General features: G+C 71.0%; 14 protein-coding genes. 6 read left to right on the top strand and 8 right to left on the bottom strand.

Going from position 1 to position 17,285, the window contains the following annotated elements; translation table 11 throughout:
* Positions 1–240: 240 nt before the first annotated feature.
* The 8 genes from ACIF6L_RS04190 to dnaA all read right to left on the bottom strand — a co-directional run bounded on the left by ACIF6L_RS04190 (position 241) and on the right by dnaA (position 13,086).
* Positions 241–987 (bottom strand): DUF3566 domain-containing protein, encoded by a 747-nt coding sequence (locus ACIF6L_RS04190; RefSeq protein ID WP_329488806.1) that lies wholly within the window; start codon positions 985–987, stop codon positions 241–243.
* Positions 988–1,137: 150 nt separating this feature from the next.
* The gene (gene gyrA / locus ACIF6L_RS04185) at positions 1,138–3,744 is read right to left on the bottom strand and encodes a DNA gyrase subunit A (RefSeq protein WP_380387630.1); all 2,607 of its coding nucleotides are present in this window, start codon (positions 3,742–3,744) and stop codon (positions 1,138–1,140) included.
* Positions 3,745–3,800: 56 nt separating this feature from the next.
* The gene (gyrB, locus tag ACIF6L_RS04180) at positions 3,801–5,825 is read right to left on the bottom strand and encodes a DNA topoisomerase (ATP-hydrolyzing) subunit B (RefSeq protein WP_359805915.1); all 2,025 of its coding nucleotides are present in this window, start codon (positions 5,823–5,825) and stop codon (positions 3,801–3,803) included.
* A gap of 256 nt (positions 5,826–6,081) precedes the next feature.
* Entirely contained in the window at positions 6,082–6,696 is a 615-nt protein-coding gene (locus tag ACIF6L_RS04175; protein ID WP_396486076.1) for a DUF721 domain-containing protein, read from the bottom strand.
* Between the two features lie 163 nt (positions 6,697–6,859).
* Positions 6,860–7,993 (bottom strand): DNA replication/repair protein RecF, encoded by a 1,134-nt coding sequence (gene recF, locus ACIF6L_RS04170; RefSeq protein ID WP_329488803.1) that lies wholly within the window; start codon positions 7,991–7,993, stop codon positions 6,860–6,862.
* 47 nt (positions 7,994–8,040) lie between these two features.
* On the bottom strand, positions 8,041–8,916 hold the full coding sequence (gene gnd, locus ACIF6L_RS04165) for a phosphogluconate dehydrogenase (NAD(+)-dependent, decarboxylating) (RefSeq protein WP_329488802.1): 876 nt from the start codon (positions 8,914–8,916) through the stop codon (positions 8,041–8,043).
* Positions 8,917–9,122: 206 nt separating this feature from the next.
* A complete protein-coding gene (dnaN, locus tag ACIF6L_RS04160) occupies positions 9,123–10,253 on the bottom strand; it encodes a DNA polymerase III subunit beta (protein ID WP_329488801.1) in 1,131 nt (376 codons plus the stop codon).
* A 946-nt stretch (positions 10,254–11,199) separates the two neighbouring features.
* Positions 11,200–13,086 carry a chromosomal replication initiator protein DnaA gene (gene dnaA, locus ACIF6L_RS04155; RefSeq protein WP_396486075.1) on the bottom strand — a complete coding sequence of 629 codons (1,887 nt, stop codon included), beginning with the start codon at positions 13,084–13,086 and terminating at the stop codon, positions 11,200–11,202.
* 442 nt (positions 13,087–13,528) lie between these two features.
* On the opposite strand from dnaA, the gene rpmH reads away from it, so the two are divergent.
* The 6 genes from rpmH (at position 13,529) to rsmG (ending at position 17,262) form a co-directional block, all read left to right on the top strand.
* Positions 13,529–13,666, top strand: a complete 138-nt coding sequence (rpmH, locus tag ACIF6L_RS04150; RefSeq protein WP_148643823.1) for a 50S ribosomal protein L34 — start codon at positions 13,529–13,531, stop codon at positions 13,664–13,666.
* Positions 13,667–13,684: 18 nt separating this feature from the next.
* Entirely contained in the window at positions 13,685–14,113 is a 429-nt protein-coding gene (gene rnpA, locus ACIF6L_RS04145) for a ribonuclease P protein component (RefSeq protein ID WP_329488799.1), read from the top strand.
* The gene (gene yidD / locus ACIF6L_RS04140; RefSeq protein WP_352288573.1) at positions 14,110–14,481 is read left to right on the top strand and encodes a membrane protein insertion efficiency factor YidD; all 372 of its coding nucleotides are present in this window, start codon (positions 14,110–14,112) and stop codon (positions 14,479–14,481) included. The genes rnpA and yidD overlap by 4 nt, the downstream gene beginning before the upstream one ends.
* Complete coding sequence (gene yidC / locus ACIF6L_RS04135) at positions 14,478–15,635, top strand: membrane protein insertase YidC (protein WP_396486074.1); 1,158 nt, start codon at positions 14,478–14,480, stop codon at positions 15,633–15,635. The genes yidD and yidC overlap by 4 nt, the downstream gene beginning before the upstream one ends.
* Positions 15,636–15,719: 84 nt before the next feature.
* Complete coding sequence (locus tag ACIF6L_RS04130) at positions 15,720–16,250, top strand: R3H domain-containing nucleic acid-binding protein (protein ID WP_329488796.1); 531 nt, start codon at positions 15,720–15,722, stop codon at positions 16,248–16,250.
* A 178-nt stretch (positions 16,251–16,428) separates the two neighbouring features.
* Positions 16,429–17,262: a 16S rRNA (guanine(527)-N(7))-methyltransferase RsmG gene (gene rsmG / locus ACIF6L_RS04125; protein ID WP_329488795.1), complete on the top strand. Its 834-nt coding sequence runs from the start codon at positions 16,429–16,431 to the stop codon at positions 17,260–17,262.
* Positions 17,263–17,285: the final 23 nt, after the last annotated feature.

The following is a 17,285-nucleotide window of genomic DNA, read 5'->3' as shown; positions in this document are numbered from 1 at the left end:
GCCGTACCCGCCCCGGCCGGTCGGACCGGGGGGCGGGCCTGCGGCACTCGGTGATTCGGCACGAGCGCGCCCAGCTAATCCCACCGCGGCGGACGCCCGACCGGGCGGCACGCCGCGGGGACCGGCTGTCACCCGAAATGCCGACGGGCCCCGAAGGCTGCAACAGCCGTCGGGGCCCGCACATTCCGTCCGCGGACGACGATGTGACCGGGGGTCAGACCCGGTCCGGCGCGGCCGGGGTCAGTCCTCCTCGGCCAGGGTCAGCTCGATGCCACCGGTGAAGCCGGCGGCCGCGTTGTAGATGAACGCCGAGAGCGTGGAGAGCGCGGTCAGCAGCACGACGTCGACCACCGCGATCAGCGAGGTGAAGGTCATCACCTTGCCGAACCCGACGTAGTCCATCAGGTTGATGCCGCTGTTGGGCGCCTCGCCGGCGGTGACCTCCTTGAGGGTCTTGCCGAGCGAGTCGAACACCCCGAGCGAGTCCAGCGTCATCCACAGGACGGCCGCCGCCACGATGATGATGATCCCGACCGCCAGCGACAGCAGGAAGCTCACCTTCATCACCGACCACGGGTCGGCCTTGGTGATCCGCAGCCGGGCCTTGCGGGTCCGGCCGAGGCCGGCGCCCCCGACGGCCGGCGCCGCGCCGGGCCGGCGCGGGGCGCCGCCCGGGACGGGCGTCCCGCCGGGCGGGGTGTTGCCGCCCACCCGGGTGCCCCGGGGCGGCGTCGGCTGCCCCTTGGCGTACGTGGTCGGCTGCGAGAACCCGCTACCGCCCGGCGCCGGCGCTCCCGGCGGCGGAGGGGTCGGCTGCCCGCCGTACGTCGCCCCGCCCTGACCCGCCGCACCGACCGGTGGCATCAGCGAGGTGGACGCGGCGGGGTGCTCGGCCGGCGGCTGCGGCACCCCGTAGCCCCCGCCGCCCTGTGCTGCGCCCGGACGGCCGCCGGTGGCTCCTCCCGCAGCACCCGTGGCTCCACTCACTGGTCCTCCCGCACTTCCCACCAGGGCGGCGGCGCCGCCCTGCGTCGTCACTCGTCATCCAGCGCCCGGCGGGATTGCCCGGAACTGGTCGGCGGCCGGCGCCGCCGCGCCCGTGTTCGGACGCAACGGCACCAGCCTGCGCGGTAGGGGTCAGGCCTGGGCTTCCTCGCCGCCCGCCACCGTCTCCGTACCCTCGGCCACCTCGGTGGACTCGGCGTCGGACGCCTCGTCCTCCAACAGCTCCTCGCCCTCGGCCTCCGCGTTGCGGGCCATGCCCACCACCGCGTCGCGCTTTCCGAGGTTGATCAGTTGGACGCCCATGGTGTCACGTCCGGTTTCACGAACCTCGGAAACCCTCGTGCGGATCACCCCGCCCGACAGGGTGATCGCCATGATCTCGTCGCTGTCGTCCACCACCAGGGCGCCGACCAGCGATCCCCGGCCCTCGACGATCTTCGCCGCCTTGGTGCCGAAACCGCCGCGCCCCTGGACACGGTACTCGTCCACCCCGGTGCGCTTGGCGTAGCCACCGTCGGTGGCGGTGAAGACGTACGTCCCCGGCCGGACCACGTTCATCGACAGCAGTTCGTCGTCCTCGCGGAAGGACATGCCCTTGACGCCGGAGGTGGCGCGGCCGGTGGGCCGCAGCGCGTCGTCGGTCGCGGTGAAGCGGATCGACTGGGCCTTGCGGGAGACCAGCAGCAGGTCGTCCTCGGCGGAGACCAGCTCGGCGCCGATCAGCTCGTCGTCCCGGCCCTCCTCGTCCTGGCGCAGGTTGATCGCGATCAGGCCGCCGGAGCGGGGCGAGTCGTAGTCCTTGAGCGCGGACTTCTTCACCAGACCGGCGCGGGTGGCGAGCACGAGGTACGGCTTGTCCTCGTAGGTGCGCACCGCCATCACCTGGGTGATGTGCTCCTCCGGCTGGAAGGCCAGCAGGTTGGCCACGTGCTGGCCGCGGGCGTCCCGGCCGGCGTCCGGCAGCTCGTAGCCCTTGGCCCGGTAGACCCGGCCCTTGTTGGTGAAGAACAGGATCCAGTTGTGGGTCGTCGTCACGAAGAAGTGGTCGACGATGTCGTCCTGCTTGAGCTGCGCACCGCGCACGCCCTTGCCGCCGCGCTTCTGCGAGCGGTAGAGGTCGGAGCGGGTCCGCTTGACGTAGCCGCCACGGGTGATCGTGACGACGATGTCCTCCTCGGCGATGAGGTCCTCGATGGAGAGGTCGCCGTCGGAGGGGATGAGGGTGGAGCGCCGCTCGTCGCCGTACTTCTCGACGATCGCGGTCAGCTCCTCGGAGATGATCTCGCGCTGACGGCCCGGGGAGGCCAGGATCGCGTTGTACTCGTCGATCTTGCGCTGCAGCTCGTCGTGCTCGTCCATGATCCGCTGGCGCTCCAGGGCGGCCAGGCGGCGCAGCTGCATCTCCAGGATCGCGTTGGCCTGGAGCTCGTCGATGGCGAGCAGCTCCATCAGGCCGCTGCGGGCGGCGTCGGCGCTGGCCGAGGCCCGGATCAGCGCGATGACCTCGTCGATCATGTCCAGGGCGCGCAGCAGGGCGCGCAGGATGTGCGCCCGCTCTTCGGCCTTGCGCAGCCGGAAGGTGGTGCGCCGGACGATGACGTCGACCTGGTGGTTGACCCAGTGCCGGATGAAGGCGTCGAGCGAGAGCGTGCGCGGCACGCCGTCGACCAGCGCCAGCATGTTGGCGCCGAAGTTGGTCTGCAGGTCGGTGTGCTTGTAGAGGTTGTTCAGCACGACCTTGGCGACGGCGTCCCGCTTGAGCACGATGACCAGGCGCTGGCCGGTGCGCGAGGAGGACTCGTCGCGGACGTCGGCGATGCCGGCGACCTTGCCGTCCTTGACCAGGTCGGCGATCTTCAGCGCGAGGTTGTCCGGGTTGACCTGGTAGGGCAGCTCGGTGATCACCAGGCACTGGCGGCCCTGGATCTCCTCGACCTCGACCACCGCGCGCATGGTGATCGAGCCGCGCCCGGTGCGGTACGCCTCCTCGATCCCGCGGCGGCCGACGATCAGCGCGCCGGTCGGGAAGTCCGGGCCCTTGATCCGCTCGATCAGGGCCTCCAGCAGCTCCTCGTTGGAGGCCTCCGGGTGCTCCAGCGCCCAGAGCGCGCCGGAGGCGACCTCGCGCAGGTTGTGCGGCGGGATGTTGGTGGCCATGCCGACCGCGATGCCGGTGGCACCGTTGACCAGCAGGTTGGGGATGCGCGCGGGCAGGACGGTGGGCTCCTGCGAGCGGCCGTCGTAGTTGGCGGCGAAGTCGACGGTCTCCTCGTCGATGTCGCGCATCATCTCCATGGCCAGCGGCATCAGCTTGCACTCGGTGTAGCGCATGGCCGCGGCCGGGTCGTTGCCCGGCGAGCCGAAGTTGCCGTTGCCGTCCACCAGCGGCATCCGCAGCGACCACGGCTGGGCCAGGCGGACCACGGTGTCGTAGATCGAGGTGTCACCGTGCGGGTGGTAGTTGCCCATGACGTCGCCGACGACGCGGGCGCACTTGTAGTAGCCCTTCTCGGGGCGGTACCCGCCGTCGTACATGGCGTAGAGCACGCGCCGGTGCACCGGCTTGAGGCCGTCGCGGACCTCGGGCAGCGCACGGCTGACGATCACGCTCATCGCGTAGTCGAGGTACGAGCGCTGCATCTCGGTCTCGAGCTCGATCGGCTCGACCCGGGACACGAAGGTGTCGGTGGCGGTGCTGGCGTCCGGCTGCTCGCCGTCGGGACGGTTGTCGTCGACCACTGGTGGTCAGTTTCCTTTCACGCGTGACTGGACTGTGCTGGCAGGGGCGGGCCCCGTCACACGTCCAGGAAGCGGACGTCCTTGGCGTTGCGCTGGATGAAGGAGCGGCGGGCCTCGACGTCCTCGCCCATCAGGACGGAGAAGAGGTCGTCGGCGCGGGCCGCGTCCTCCAGGGTGATCTGCTGGAGCAGGCGGTGGGCCTGGTCCATGGTGGTCACCCGCAGTTCCTCGGCGTTCATCTCGCCGAGACCCTTGAAGCGCTGGATCGCGTCGTCCTTGGGCAGCCGGCGACCGGCCGCGACGCCCGCCGCGATGGTGGCGTCGCGCTCGCGGTCGGAGTACACGTAGTCGAAGTCGTCCTTGCTCCACTTGATCTTGTACAGCGGGGGCATGGCGAGGTAGACGTAGCCGGACTCGACCAGCGGCCGCATGAAGCGGAACAGCAGGGTGAGCAGCAGGGTGCGGATGTGCTGCCCGTCGACGTCGGCGTCCGCCATCAGGACGATCTTGTGATAGCGCAGCTTGGACTCGTCGTAGTCCTCCTGGATGCCGCAGCCGAAGGCCGAGATCAGCGCCTGGACCTCGGTGTTCTGCAGCACCTTGTCGATCCGGGCCTTCTCGACGTTCAGGATCTTGCCGCGGATCGGGAGGATCGCCTGGATGCGCGGGTCACGGCCCTGCTTGGCGGAGCCGCCGGCGGAGTCGCCCTCGACGATGAAGATCTCGCACTCGGCCGGGTCCTTGGACTGGCAGTCGCTCAGCTTGCCGGGCAGCGAGGCGGACTCCAGCAGGCCCTTGCGGCGGGTCAGGTCCCGCGCCTTCCGGGCGGCCACGCGCGCGGTGGCGGCCTGGATGGACTTGCGGATGATGTCCGAGGCCTCGTTCGGGTTGCGGTCCAGCCAGTCGTTCAGCTGCTCGTGGACCACCCGCTGGACGAAGGTCTTCGCCTCGGTGTTGCCCAGCTTGTCCTTGGTCTGGCCCTCGAACTGCGGCTCGCCGAGCTTGACCGAGATGATCGCGGTCAGACCCTCGCGGATGTCCTCGCCGGAGAGGTTGTCGTCCTTCTCGCGGAGCAGCTTCTTGTCCCGCGCGTAGCGGTTGACCAGGCCGGTCAGCGCCGCGCGGAAGCCCTCTTCGTGGGTACCGCCGCCGTGGGTGTGGATGGTGTTGGCGAACGAGTAGACCCCCTCGGTGTACGAGGAGTTCCACTGCATCGCGACCTCCACGGAGATCGTCTTCTCCTTGTCCTCCGCCTCGAAGTCGATCACCGAGGGGTGGATCACGTCGCCCTTGCGGGAGTTGAGGTGGGCGACGAAGTCGGCGATGCCGCCGTCGTACCGGTACGTGACGGAGAGCGGGTTGCCCTCCTCGTCCGCGTGCTCCGGCCGCTCGTCGGTCAGCGAGATGGTCAGGCCCTTGTTGAGGAACGCCATCTCCTGGAAGCGCCGGGAGAGCGTCTCGAAGGAGTAGACCGTGGTCTCGAAGATGTCCGGGTCGGCCCAGAACGTGACGGTGGTGCCGGTCCGCTCGGTCGGCTCCCCCTTCACCAGGGCGGCGGTCGGCGCGCCCATCTTGTATTCCTGGGTCCAGAGGTGCCCGTCCCGGTGGATCTCCACCGCGAGGCGGGTGGACAGGGCGTTCACCACCGAGACGCCGACGCCGTGCAGGCCGCCGGAGACGGCGTAGCCGCCGCCGCCGAACTTGCCGCCCGCGTGCAGGACGGTGAGCACGACCTCGACGGCCGGCTTCTCCTGGCCGGGGACGATGTCCACCGGGATGCCTCGGCCGTTGTCGACGACGCGGACCGCGCCGTCGGCGAGGAGCGTGACGTCGATGGTGTCGGCGTACCCGGCCATCGCCTCGTCGACGGAGTTGTCCACGACCTCCTGCACCAGGTGATGCAGGCCACGCTCACCGGTCGAGCCGATGTACATGCCGGGGCGCTTGCGGACGGCGTCGAGGCCCTCCAGCACCTGGATGTTGCTTCCGGTGTAGGTGCTCTCGGCCGCCTGCTCGGTCTGGTCTGGGGTCTGGCTGGGGTTGCCGGAATCGGCCACGAAGCGCCCTCTCTGGCACAGCACGGGCCGCATCCCCGCCCCGTGCGGGCGAGCGTGCGACCACGGCGTTTCGACTCGGTTGCCACTAGCAACAGTGTTTGGCTCTCAGTCTACCGGTAGGACTGACAGAGATGGGCTTTTGGCAGCCCCTGAGGGCAGATACGCCGCCCTGAATCCCCTCTGCACATGTCCCGATACTCGCCCCGGGGGCACAGAGCGCCTGGAAGGGCCGTCAGGGGTTCCGGAAGATTCCGGTCCGCTCGACCGCGGGCGCCTGCGGTCACCCCCAGGTGTCGCCCGGTCCCTTGCTCCCCGGCGCGCGCAGCCGGCCGTAGCCGCGGACCGGCGCGGCCGGCCCCAGCACCTTGATCGTCTTGACCGTGCCGCGGCCCAGCTCGTGATTCAGACGGGCCACCAACTGCCTTGCCAGCCACCGCAGTTGAGTGGCCCAGGCGGTGGAGTCGCACTGCACGGTGAGCACCGCGGCCGCGTCGTCGTAGGAGGTGGGCTCGCAGTGCGCCGAGATGTCGGGGCCGACGATCTGCGCCCAACGGCCCATCACCCCGCCGACCGCCGCCGAGGACTCCCACCCGCGCTCGGTCAGCAGCCGGTTCAGCGCCGCCCCCAGCGGCACCGGGTCACGGCCGTCCGAGCGCGCCCCGCTGCGCAGCCCGTACCGCTTCGCCTCGCGCTTCTCCCGGACCTGCTCGCCCCGCTGGCGGGCCTGCGCCCGGGCCGCCCGCAGCGCCGAGCGGGCCAGGTCGGCGCCGGTCGGTGCCGGGCCGCCCGGCTGCCCGGCCTCCGGCTGGTCGGCGGCCGGTGGGAGGGCGGTGAGCGGGAGGGTGGTCAGTGGGAGGGCACCCGGCTGAGGGGTCTTCCCGGTCGGATCGCTCATGGCGATCTCCTTTCCCCAGCCTGTGGACAACGGTCGCGGCTACGCGCCGGTGAGCCGTCCAGCGTACGGGAGCGGACGGGGACGAAGGCACGCCGGACGGCGGGTCGAAGGGGCGGCAGGTGTGGAGGTGCGGTGGAGGAACGGGGCGCGCGGCCGCCGTCCGTCAGGCGTCGACCCGACGGACCGCGCCGTCGGCCACCGAGTACCGGGCCCCGGCCAGGGCCTTCGGCACGTCCTCCGCGACCGCCGCGGTGACCAGGACCTGCTCGCCGCCGGCGACCAGCTCGGCCAGCCGGTCGCGGCGGGTGGCGTCCAGCTCGGCGAAGACGTCGTCGAGGATCAGCACCGGTTCGCCGCCGTCGGCGCGCAGCAGCTCGTAGGAGGCCAGCCGCAGCGCCAGCGCGAACGACCAGGACTCGCCGTGGCTGGCGTAGCCCTTGGCCGGCAGCGGCCCGAGCCGCAGGCCCAGCTCGTCGCGGTGCGGCCCGACCAGCGTCAGACCGCGCTCGACCTCCTGCTTGCGGGCCGCCCGCAGGGCCTGGAGCAGCTGCTCCTCGGCCTGCTCGCGGCTGGTCGGCAGCTCGCCCTCGAAGGAACTGCGGTACTCCAGCACGGTCTCGCCGCCGGCGGGCGCGAGCTGCCCGTACGCGGCCGTCACCAGCGGTTGCAGGGAGGCGACCAGCTGGATCCGGAAGGCGGTCAGCTCGGCTCCGGCACGTGCCAGGTGGCCGTCCCAGACCTCCAGGGTGGAGAGGTCCGCGCCCTTGCCGCCGCCGGAGCGGCGGGCCATCGCGGCGGTCTTCAGCAGGGCGTTGCGCTGCTTCAGCACCCGCTCGTAGTCCTGCCGGACGCCGGCCAGCCGGGGCGCCCGGGCGGTCAGCAGCTCGTCCAGGAAGCGCCGGCGCTCGCCCGGGTCGCCCTTGACCAGGCTGAGGTCCTCGGGGGCGAACAGCACGGTGCGCAGCAGGCCCAGGACGTCCCTGGGCCGGACGTTGTCGGAGCGGTTGATCCGGGCGCGGTTGGCCTTGCCCGGGGTGATCTCCAGTTCGACCAGGGTGCTGCGGCTCCCGGCCACCACCGAGGTGCGGATCACCGCCCGCTCGGCGCCGAGCCGGATCAGCGGGGCGTCGGTGGCCACCCGGTGACTGCCCAGGGTGGCGATGTAGCCGATCGCCTCGACCAAATTGGTCTTGCCCTGGCCGTTGGGCCCGACGAACGCCGTCACGCCCGGGTCGAGGGGAACCTCGGCCCGGGCGTAGGAACGGAAGTCGGCGAGCGACAGATGCGCGACGTGCATGGCTGTGGACTGCGCTCGCCTTCTGTGGACGTCCCGGGTGGGGCGGACTACTTCGACTCGACCGCGTGGCCGCCGAACTGGTTGCGCAGCGCGGCGATCATCTTCATCTGCGGCGAGTCGTCCTGGCGGGAGGCGAACCGGGCGAAGAGCGAGGCGGTGATCGCGGGCAGCGGCACGGCGTGGTCGATCGCGGCCTCGACCGTCCAGCGGCCCTCGCCGGAGTCGGCGGCCCAGCCCTTGAGCTTGGCCAGGTGCTCGTCGTCGTCCAGCGCGCGAACGGCGAGGTCCAGCAGCCAGGAGCGGATGACCGTGCCCTCCTGCCAGCTGCGGAAGACCTCGCGCACGTCGGTGACCTCGGGGGCCGCCTCCAGCAGCTCCCAGCCCTCGGCGAAGGCCTGCATCATCGCGTACTCGATGCCGTTGTGGACCATCTTGGCGAAGTGGCCGGCGCCGACCGCGCCCGCGTGCACCGAGCCGAAGTCGCCCTCGGGCTTGAGGGCGTCGAAGACCGGCTTCGCCTTGGCGACGTGCTCGGCGTCGCCGCCGTACATCAGCGCGTAGCCGTTCTCCAGGCCCCAGACGCCGCCGGAGACGCCGCAGTCGACGAAGCCGATGCCCTTGGCGGCCAGCGACTCGGCGTGCTTGATGTCGTCCGTCCAGCGGGAGTTCCCGCCGTCCACGACCACGTCGCCGGGGGAGAGCAGCTCGGCGAGCTCGTCCACGGTCGCCTGGGTGGCGGCCCCGGCCGGAACCATGACCCAGACCACGCGCGGGCCCTGGAGCTTGGTCACGAGCTCCTGGAGGCTCTCGACATCGGAGATGTCGGGGTTGCGGTCGTAACCGATGACGGTGTGGCCGGCGCGGCGGATCCGCTCGCGCATGTTGCCGCCCATCTTGCCGAGACCGATGAGGCCGAGCTCCATGACCAAGTCCTTACCTGGGGTGACGTGCCTGCCTGCGGCGCCGTTGCCGCGCTGCCCTGAGCCTACGCGCTGAAGCGCGAGGGCCTCCCCGTGGTCGGGCCGACCGGGGGAGGCCTTCCACAGGCTGGACGCCCGGGCTGTGGACAGCCCGGGCGACGCGCGCTCGTGACACCGGCGGGGCGGCCGGAGCCGCCCCGGGCGGTCGGTCAGCCGGAGAGGCGGACCGGCATGATCAGGTACTGGTAGGCCTCGTCGGCCTCGGTGTCCACCGAGGCCTTGCCGCTGAGCAGCGCCGGCTTGGTCGGCGTGGTGAAGCTCAGCTGGGCGTAGGCGGAGTCGATGGCCTTGAGGCCCTCCTCCAGGTAGCCCGGGTTGAAGGCGATCGAGATGTCGTCGCCCTCCAGGTCCGCGTCGATCCGCTCGGTGGCCTGGGCGTCGTCGCCCGAACCGGCCTCCAGCGTCAGCACGCCCTGCTCGAAGTTGAGCCGGACCGGGGTGTTGCGCTCGGCGACCAGCGAGACGCGCTTGAGCGCCTCCAGGAAGGGCTGGGTCTGGATCGCGGCGACGGCGCTGAACTCCGTCGGGAAGAGGCTGCGAAACTTGGGGAACTCGCCCTCCAGCAGCCGGGTGGTGGTTCGGCGGCCGGCGCCCTCGAAGCCGATCAGGCCCTCGCCCGCGCCGCCCGAGGACAGCGCGATCGAGACGGTGTCGCCGCTGCCCAGGGACTTGGCGATGTCCTGCAGCGTCTTGGCGGGGACCAGCGCGACCGCCGAGATGTCCGGCTGCTCGGGCTTCCACAGCAGCTCGCGGACGGCGAAGCGGTAGCGGTCGGTGGCGGCCAGGGTGATCCGGTCGCCCTCGATCTCGACCCGCACACCGGTGAGCACCGGGAGGGTGTCGTCGCGGCCGGCGGCCACCGCGGCCTGGCTGACCGCCGAGGCGAACACGTCACCGGAGACGGTGCCGGTCGCGGTCGGCATCTGGGGCAGGGCCGGGTACTCGTCCACCGGCAGGGTGGGGAGGGTGAACCGGGAGCTGCCGCAGACCACGCTGACCCGCTGGCCGTCGGTGGAGATCTCCACAGGCCTGTTGGGAAGGTTGCGCGAGATGTCGTTCAGCAGCCGGCCGGAGACCAGCACGGTGCCGGCCTCCTCGACGTCCGCCTCCAGCTCGACCCGGGCCGAGACCTCGTAGTCGAAGCCGGACAGCGCCAGGCTGCCCTCCTGCGCCGTCAGCAGCAGGCCGGCCAGCACCGGCACCGGCGGCCGTGCCGGGAGGCTGCGGGCAGCCCAGGCCACCGCCTCCGCGAGGACGTCACGCTCCACCCGGAACTTCACCGGTAACCGCCTCCTGGATCGAGCGCTCCCGCTCGCAAAGTCTGGTTGGTCTGATCTTGGTCGTCGGTGCGGTGGGCCGCCGAGCTCTGCCACTCCGCATCCAGTCGCAGAGGACAGTCTGACGTACTCCACCGACAGACGGGGCAGACGGGCGGAAGCAGGCCGAACAGATGTCGGGGAGCGGTTGTCCACAGATTTCGGCCCCACCTGCTTTCAAGCCCTTCAACTGGTCTATAGGTGTAGTGGTAGTAGTAGGGCCTGTGGAAACCGTGGATAACCCTGTTCGTGCAGGTCAGGCCCGGTTTTTTGTCCACAGGAGGTGTGGACGGCGGCTGTGGACGAACAGGGCCCGCTGTGGACAGCGGAGCGTTACCCACAGGGCACGTTGGGTATCCACAGGTTATCCCCAGCGCTGTCCCCAGATCCGGGCCCGGTTATCCACGGGGGCCGGTCAACATTTCGTGACGCCTTTCACACCAGGGCATGAACGCAGGCCCACGGTTGTCGAACTGTGGACGCGGCTGTGGACAACCTGGGGATAACCGCCGCCACCCTGGGGACAACCGGTGGACAACTCGAATGGCCCACTGACGGCCCGCCAATTGTCCACAGCCTGTGGATAACTGTTGTGCACAAGTCCACAGGCACCTGACCTGCGCGGAAGAGCGTAGCGGCGCGCGGCCTGTGGAGGAATTCTGGATAACTCGCGGGCCGGTGGCCTGTGGACGGTGGAGAACCGGCTCCGCCTGTGGACAACGGCCCTGCGCGCCCGGGGTGTTCGAATTACCGGTCAGATGTTCGGCGCGGGCGGCGGACTGGCGGAGCGTCCGTCGGGGCATTCCTGCCCAGCCGATCGGCGACGCACACCTCCGGATATGCCGAAAGGGCGTCAGGATCGCTCCTGACGCCCTCGCAGGGGTGTGGACGGCCCGTCCGGCCGGTCCGGCTAGCTCTTGATGCGGTTGGTCAGTTCGGTGACCTGGTTGTAGATCGAGCGCCGCTCGGCCATCAGCGACCGGATCTTGCGGTCGGCGTGCATCACCGTGGTGTGGTCGCGGCCGCCGAACTGCGCGCCGATCTTCGGCAACGAGAGGTCGGTCAGCTCCCGGCAGAGGTACATGGCGATCTGGCGCGCCGTCACCAGCACCCGGCTGCGGGAGGATCCGCAGAGGTCGTCCACGCCCAACCCGAAGTAGGCGGCGGTCTGCTGCATGATGACCTGCGCGGTGATCTCCGGTCCGGCGTCCTCGTCCCCGCCGGGGATGAGGTCCTTGAGGACGATGCCGGCCAACTCCAGGTCCACCGGCGCCCGGTTGAGGTTGGCGAAGGCGGTGACCCGGATCAGGGCGCCCTCCAACTCCCGGATGTTGCGGGTGATCCTGGACGCGATGAACTCCAACACGTCCGCTGGGGCGTTGAGTTGCTCCTGGATCGCCTTCTTGCGCAGGATCGCGATCCGGGTCTCCAGCTCCGGCGGGGTGACGTCGGTGATCAGCCCCCACTCGAAGCGGTTGCGCAGCCGGTCCTCCAGCGTGATCAGCTGTTTGGGCGGCCGGTCGGACGAGAGGACGATCTGCTTGTTCGCGTTGTGCAGGGTGTTGAAGGTGTGGAAGAACTCCTCCTGCGTGGACTCCTTGCTCGCCAGGAACTGCACGTCGTCCACGAGCAGGATGTCCATGTCCCGGTACCGCTTGCGGAACGCGTCCGCCTTGCCGTCCCGGATCGAGTTGATGAACTCGTTGGTGAACTCCTCCGACGACACGTAGCGCACCCGGGTGCCCGGGAAGAGGCTGCGCGAGTAGTGCCCGATGGCGTGCAGCAGGTGGGTCTTGCCCAGCCCGGACTCGCCGTAGATGAAGAGCGGGTTGTACGCCTTGGCCGGGGCCTCGGCGACGGCCACCGCCGCCGCGTGCGCGAAGCGGTTGCTCGCGCCGATGACGAAGGTGTCGAAGAGGTACTTGGGGTTCAGCCGGGCCGCGGGCTCGTCCTTGCGGGAGCCGCCGGCCGGGGGAGCGCCGGGCGGGGCCGGCACGCCGGGGACGGCCGGGCGGTCGGTGGCGCGCTCGGGGCCGGGCTTCTCCGCGGGCCGGCCGGGGGCCGGGCGCCCGCCGGGACCGCGCCGGGCACCGCCGGTCCGCGGGTGCTCGCCGGGGCCGGGGCCGTAGGCGCCGCCGAAGAGGTCGCCCTGGGTGGTCGACGAGGGGCCGTGCGCCGGGCGGGGAGCCGGGCGCTGGGCGGGCGGCTCCTGCTCGGGGTAGCCGGAACCGTGCTCGGGATAGCCCTGGTGGCTCTGGTGACCCTGGTGACCCTGGTGGCTCTGGTGGCTCTCCCAGGGCTGGTTCTGCGGCGGGGCGCCGTAGCCGCCGCCCGGCGGCCGGCCCGAGCCGTACGCCGGGGCCTGGTGCTCCTGGTAGCCGCCGCCGTCGTCGTACCGGTCGTGCTCGTAGCCGGACTCGGAGTCGTAGCGGCGCTCGTAGCCCTGGTGCCCGTAGTCGCCGCCGTCGTCGCGCTGGTACGGCTCGCCGGCCGGCGGCTCGTCCTGCGCGGGCGCGGGGGTGGTGGGGACGGCGTTGGCGTCGACCATCACCGCGATCCGGACCGGGCGGCTGAGTTCGCGGCTGAGCGCCTCGGTCAGCTGGGGCAGCAGTCGCCCCTCCAGCACCTGCTTGGCCCGCTCGTTGGGGGTCGCCAGCAGGGCGGTGTCGTGCATCATCCACATCGGCTGGGTGCGCTGCACCCACTGCTTGTCCATCTCCCCGACGTCCGGGTCGCTGACCAGCCGCTCGACGACTCTCGCCCAGACCGGGACGAGGTCGCTGTTGACATCAGCCACTGGTGCACGCTTTCTCGGTTCCCCGCGGCTCCAGCAGGGGTGGTGGATCAAGAGACTGTGGATCTGTGTCCGTTGACGAAGAACAAAACCAGACAAGTCCTGCAACGGTAGTCAGCGAACAGAGCCGGATCAAGTCGTTGTCCACAGGCTGTGGGCGACGGGGGCCGTGAGCGCGGCCAGGGGCGTCCGTCGTGAAGGGCTGGTTTGACCCTCGCGCCCCGTCCCGCGTACCGTAACCAGGTCGAGTTGTCGATGGCCGCTGCCGCATGTCCGCGGGTCCACCCGCTCCATAAGGCGCGCAGCACGGGCGCCGTGGATTGCCCTGAACCCCAGCCGAACTGGGAGGACGGGTCGGATTTCCGTATCAGGGGAGATCACGCGGACGCACGGTGACGGCCAAGCGACTTCCCGTCATCCTACGATTCACCTCAGGAGCCCCCGAGTGAGCAAGCGCACCTTCCAGCCGAACAACCGTCGCCGCGCGAAGACCCACGGCTTCCGGCTGCGTATGCGTACCCGCGCCGGCCGTGCCATCCTGGCCGCCCGCCGTGGCAAGGGCCGCAGCGCCATCTCCGCCTGATCCGCGCCAGAGTCTGTTGTGCTGCCCTCCGAGAATCGGCTGCGGCGGCGCCAGGACTTCGCGACCGCGGTGAAACGCGGTCGCCGGGCCGGCCGGCCCCTACTGGTCGTCCATCTCAGCAGAGACGGCGACCTCACGGGGCAGGCCGACCGGGCCAGCGACTCCCGCCCGCACGTCGCCGAGGGGACTCCTTCGGCGCGTGCGGGTTTCGTCGTGAGCAAGGCCGTCGGTCCGGCGGTCGTCCGTAACCTGGTCAAGCGCCGACTGCGCCACCTCGTCCGTGATCGTCTCTCCGGGCTGCCCGCCGGTAGCCTGATAGTGGTGCGTGCGCTGCCCCAGGCCGCGTCCGCCTCGTACCAGGACCTGGAACGCGACCTGGACGCGGCGCTCAAGCGGCTGCTGAAGGCGGAGCCCGCCGTGACGGCGCCGACGGGAGCAGGTCGATGAAGTACCTGCTGATGGGTCTGATCAGGGTCTACCAGTGGACCATCAGCCCGCTGCTCGGCCCGGTCTGCCGCTATTACCCCTCCTGCTCGCACTACGGCTTCGAGGCCGTGAAGGTGCACGGGGCGGTCAAGGGCGGCGGCCTGACCGTGTGGCGCATCCTGCGCTGCAATCCGTGGACGCCCGGCGGGGTCGATCATGTTCCGCCGCGCAAGCACCCGGTGTGGCACCGCCGGCTGCGTGACCTGCTGAACCGCGGGTCCGCCGCCGATCAGCCGGTGGCCACGCCCCCCGCCGGTCCGGACCCAGAGGGCCCGGCGACCATTGGTCCCGTGGGGCCGATCCCAATGTCCAAGGAGCCTGACCGGTGACCTTCTCCTTCCTGAACCCCCTGTACACAGCGGTGTCCTGGATCATCGTCCAGTTCCACTCGCTGTACAGCCACGTCTTCGACCCGAACGGTGGCTGGGCCTGGGGTCTTGCCATCGCCTCGATGGTGGTCGTCATCCGGATCTGCCTGATCCCGCTCTTCGTGAAGCAGATCAAGGCGACCCGGGCCATGCAGGCGATCCAGCCGAAGATGAAGGCCATCCAGGAGCGCTACAAGAACGACAAGCAGCGCCAGTCCGAAGAGATGATGAAGCTGTACAAGGAGGCGGGTACCAACCCGTTCTCCAGCTGCCTTCCCATCATCGTGCAGGCGCCGTTCTTCACCGCCCTCTACGGCGTGCTCGCCAAGGTCGCCAAGAGCGAGCCGATCGGCGTCATCCACGGCGACCTGCTGACCAGCGCCGGCCAGGCGCACATCTTCGGCGCCCCGCTGTCGGCGACCTTCCTCGGCAGCAGCGAGGTCAGCGTCAAGATCGTCACCGCGGTGATGATCATCCTGATGTCGCTGTCGCAGTTCATCACGCAGCGCCAGCTGATGACCAAGAACGTCGACCTCACGATCAAGACGCCGTTCATGCAGCAGCAGAAGATGCTGATGTACGTCTTCCCGATCATGTTCGCCGTGATGGGCATCAACTTCCCCGTCGGTGTGCTGGTCTACTGGCTGACCACCAACGTCTGGTCGATGGGCCAGCAGCTGATCGTCATCCGGAACAACCCGACGCCCGGCAGCAAGGCCTGGGACGAGCGCCAGGTCCGGCTGAAGAAGAACGGCCGCCTCAACCCGGACGGCTCGGAGATCAAGGGCGCCCTCTGGGGCATGCTGCCCCCGAAGAAGACGGCCGCGTCCGCCGAGGCCGTCGTCGAGGACGCGGTGCAGGTGCGCCGCCAGCAGCCGCGCAAGCAGACCAAGTCGCAGCGCCAGCACACCGGTGCCACCCCGACGGCCAGCCTCACCAAGGACGCCCCGGCCCCGGCCGAGGAGTCCGAGGCGGCGGTCCCGGCCGAGTCCGCCGGTGCCAAGCCGACCGCGACCAGGCCCTCCGGGGCCAAGTCCGGCCCGGCCCGGCAGGGCGGCCGGCAGCAGCCGAAGCGCGGTGGGCAGGGCGGCCAGCGGCCGAAGAAGAAGTCCTGACCGACCGGCCCCGGACCGTCCCAGCGGCCCTCTGAACCTCGTTCCCGGCCCACTATCCGGGCCCATCCCCGAAGGAGTCCATCAGTGACGGAAGGCACCACCTCCGCCGTCGAGGTCGAGGCCGCTTCCAGCGCCGACGAGAGCCTCGTCTCCCGCCTGGAGCAGGAGGGCGACATCGCGGCGGACTACCTGGAGGGTCTGCTCGACATCGCCGACCTCGATGGGGACATCGACATGGACGTCGAGGGCGACCGCGCCCTGGTGTCCATCGTCGGCGACGGCAATGACCGCGCCCTGCAGCGCCTGGTCGGCCAGGACGGCGAGGTGCTGGAGGCCCTGCAGGAGCTGACCCGGTTGGCTGTCCACCGGGAGACCGGCGAGCGCAGCCGCCTCATGCTGGACATTGCCGGCTTCCGCGCCCGCAAGCGCACCGAGCTGGCCGAGCTCGGGGCCCAGGCCGCGGAGCAGGTCAAGAGCTCGGGGGAGCAGGTCAAGCTGCGGGCCATGACGCCGTTCGAGCGCAAGGTCGTGCACGACGCCGTCGCCGCGGCCGGTCTGCGCAGTGAGTCGGAGGGCGAAGAGCCCCAGCGGTGCGTGGTCGTGTTGCCGGCCTGACACCGGGGAAGTCGATGACCGGCCGCTTCGGCGACCGGTGACCTTCAGAGGACTCGACCCCGTCCGCCTCGTGCGGGCGGGGTCGTCGTCCCTTCGCGGGGCGTGGCCCGGCGAAAGATGTTTCACGTGAAACAGTGCGGAGAGCGGGTCGGTGGATCCGGGGAGCGGAGAGGTCGAGATGGACACGGAGAGCGCGGCAGCCGGGGATCCGGCGGCGGGTGCCGGTAGTTCGGCCGCTGAGGGCCCGGGCGCCGAAGGCGCGGCGGCCGAGGGGCTGGCCGCCGCCCCGGCCGTGGCTCGGGAGGTCTTCGGTGACCGCTACGAGGCGGCGGTCCGCTACACCGAGCTGCTGGCCACCGCGGGAGTCCAGCGCGGGCTGATCGGCCCTCGCGAGGTGCCCCGGCTCTGGGACCGCCACGTGCTGAACTGCGCGGTGCTCGCCGAGCTGCTGCCGCCCGGGTCGACCCTGTGCGACGTCGGCTCCGGGGCCGGGCTGCCCGGCATCCCCGTCGCTCTGGCGCGCCCGGACGTCTCGGTGACGCTGCTGGAGCCGCTGCTGCGCCGCACCACCTTCCTGGAGGAGGTGGTCCGTGAGCTCGGCCTGGAGAACGTCACCGTGCTGCGCGGGCGGGCCGAGGAGATGGTCGGCAAGCTCGCGGTGGACGTGGTGACCGCCCGGGCGGTGGCACCGCTGGACCGGCTCGCCGGCTGGGGCATGCCGCTGCTGCGCCCGCACGGCCAGATGCTGGCGCTCAAGGGGGACAGCGCCGAGCAGGAGCTGGCCGACTCGCGGGCCGGGCTGGCCAAGCTGGGCGCGGTCGAGTGGACGGTCATCTCGGTGGGCGAGGGCACGCTGGAGACCTCGACCCGGGTGATCCAGGTGAAGGCGGGGGAGAGCCCCGGCGGGGTCAAGGCGGCGACCCGGCGGGCCCGGGCGGCCCGGGCCGGGCGCAACGCCGGGGCCCCGCGCACCGGTGAGCGGAGCCGGGGCGGACGGCGCCGCAGCCGCTGAGCGGGCGGGAGCGGGAACGGGCG

Source organism: Kitasatospora sp. NPDC086009 (genome assembly GCF_044540385.1).
Classification (GTDB): domain Bacteria; phylum Actinomycetota; class Actinomycetes; order Streptomycetales; family Streptomycetaceae; genus Kitasatospora.
The sequence above is the reverse complement of the archived record's forward strand: the minus strand, read 5'-3'. Positions and strand labels throughout refer to the sequence as shown.

Excerpts from the sequence above, each read along its gene's own strand:
- gnd (WP_329488802.1), bottom strand. The coding sequence starts at position 8,916 with ATGGAGCTCGGCCTCATCGGTCTCGGCAAGATGGGCGGCAACATGCGC.
- recF (WP_329488803.1), bottom strand. The coding sequence starts at position 7,993 with ATGCACGTCGCGCATCTGTCGCTCGCCGACTTCCGTTCCTACGCCCGG.
- rsmG (WP_329488795.1), top strand. The coding sequence starts at position 16,429 with ATGGACACGGAGAGCGCGGCAGCCGGGGATCCGGCGGCGGGTGCCGGT.
- ACIF6L_RS04175 (WP_396486076.1), bottom strand. The coding sequence starts at position 6,696 with ATGAGCGATCCGACCGGGAAGACCCCTCAGCCGGGTGCCCTCCCACTG.
- yidD (WP_352288573.1), top strand. The coding sequence starts at position 14,110 with ATGAAGTACCTGCTGATGGGTCTGATCAGGGTCTACCAGTGGACCATC.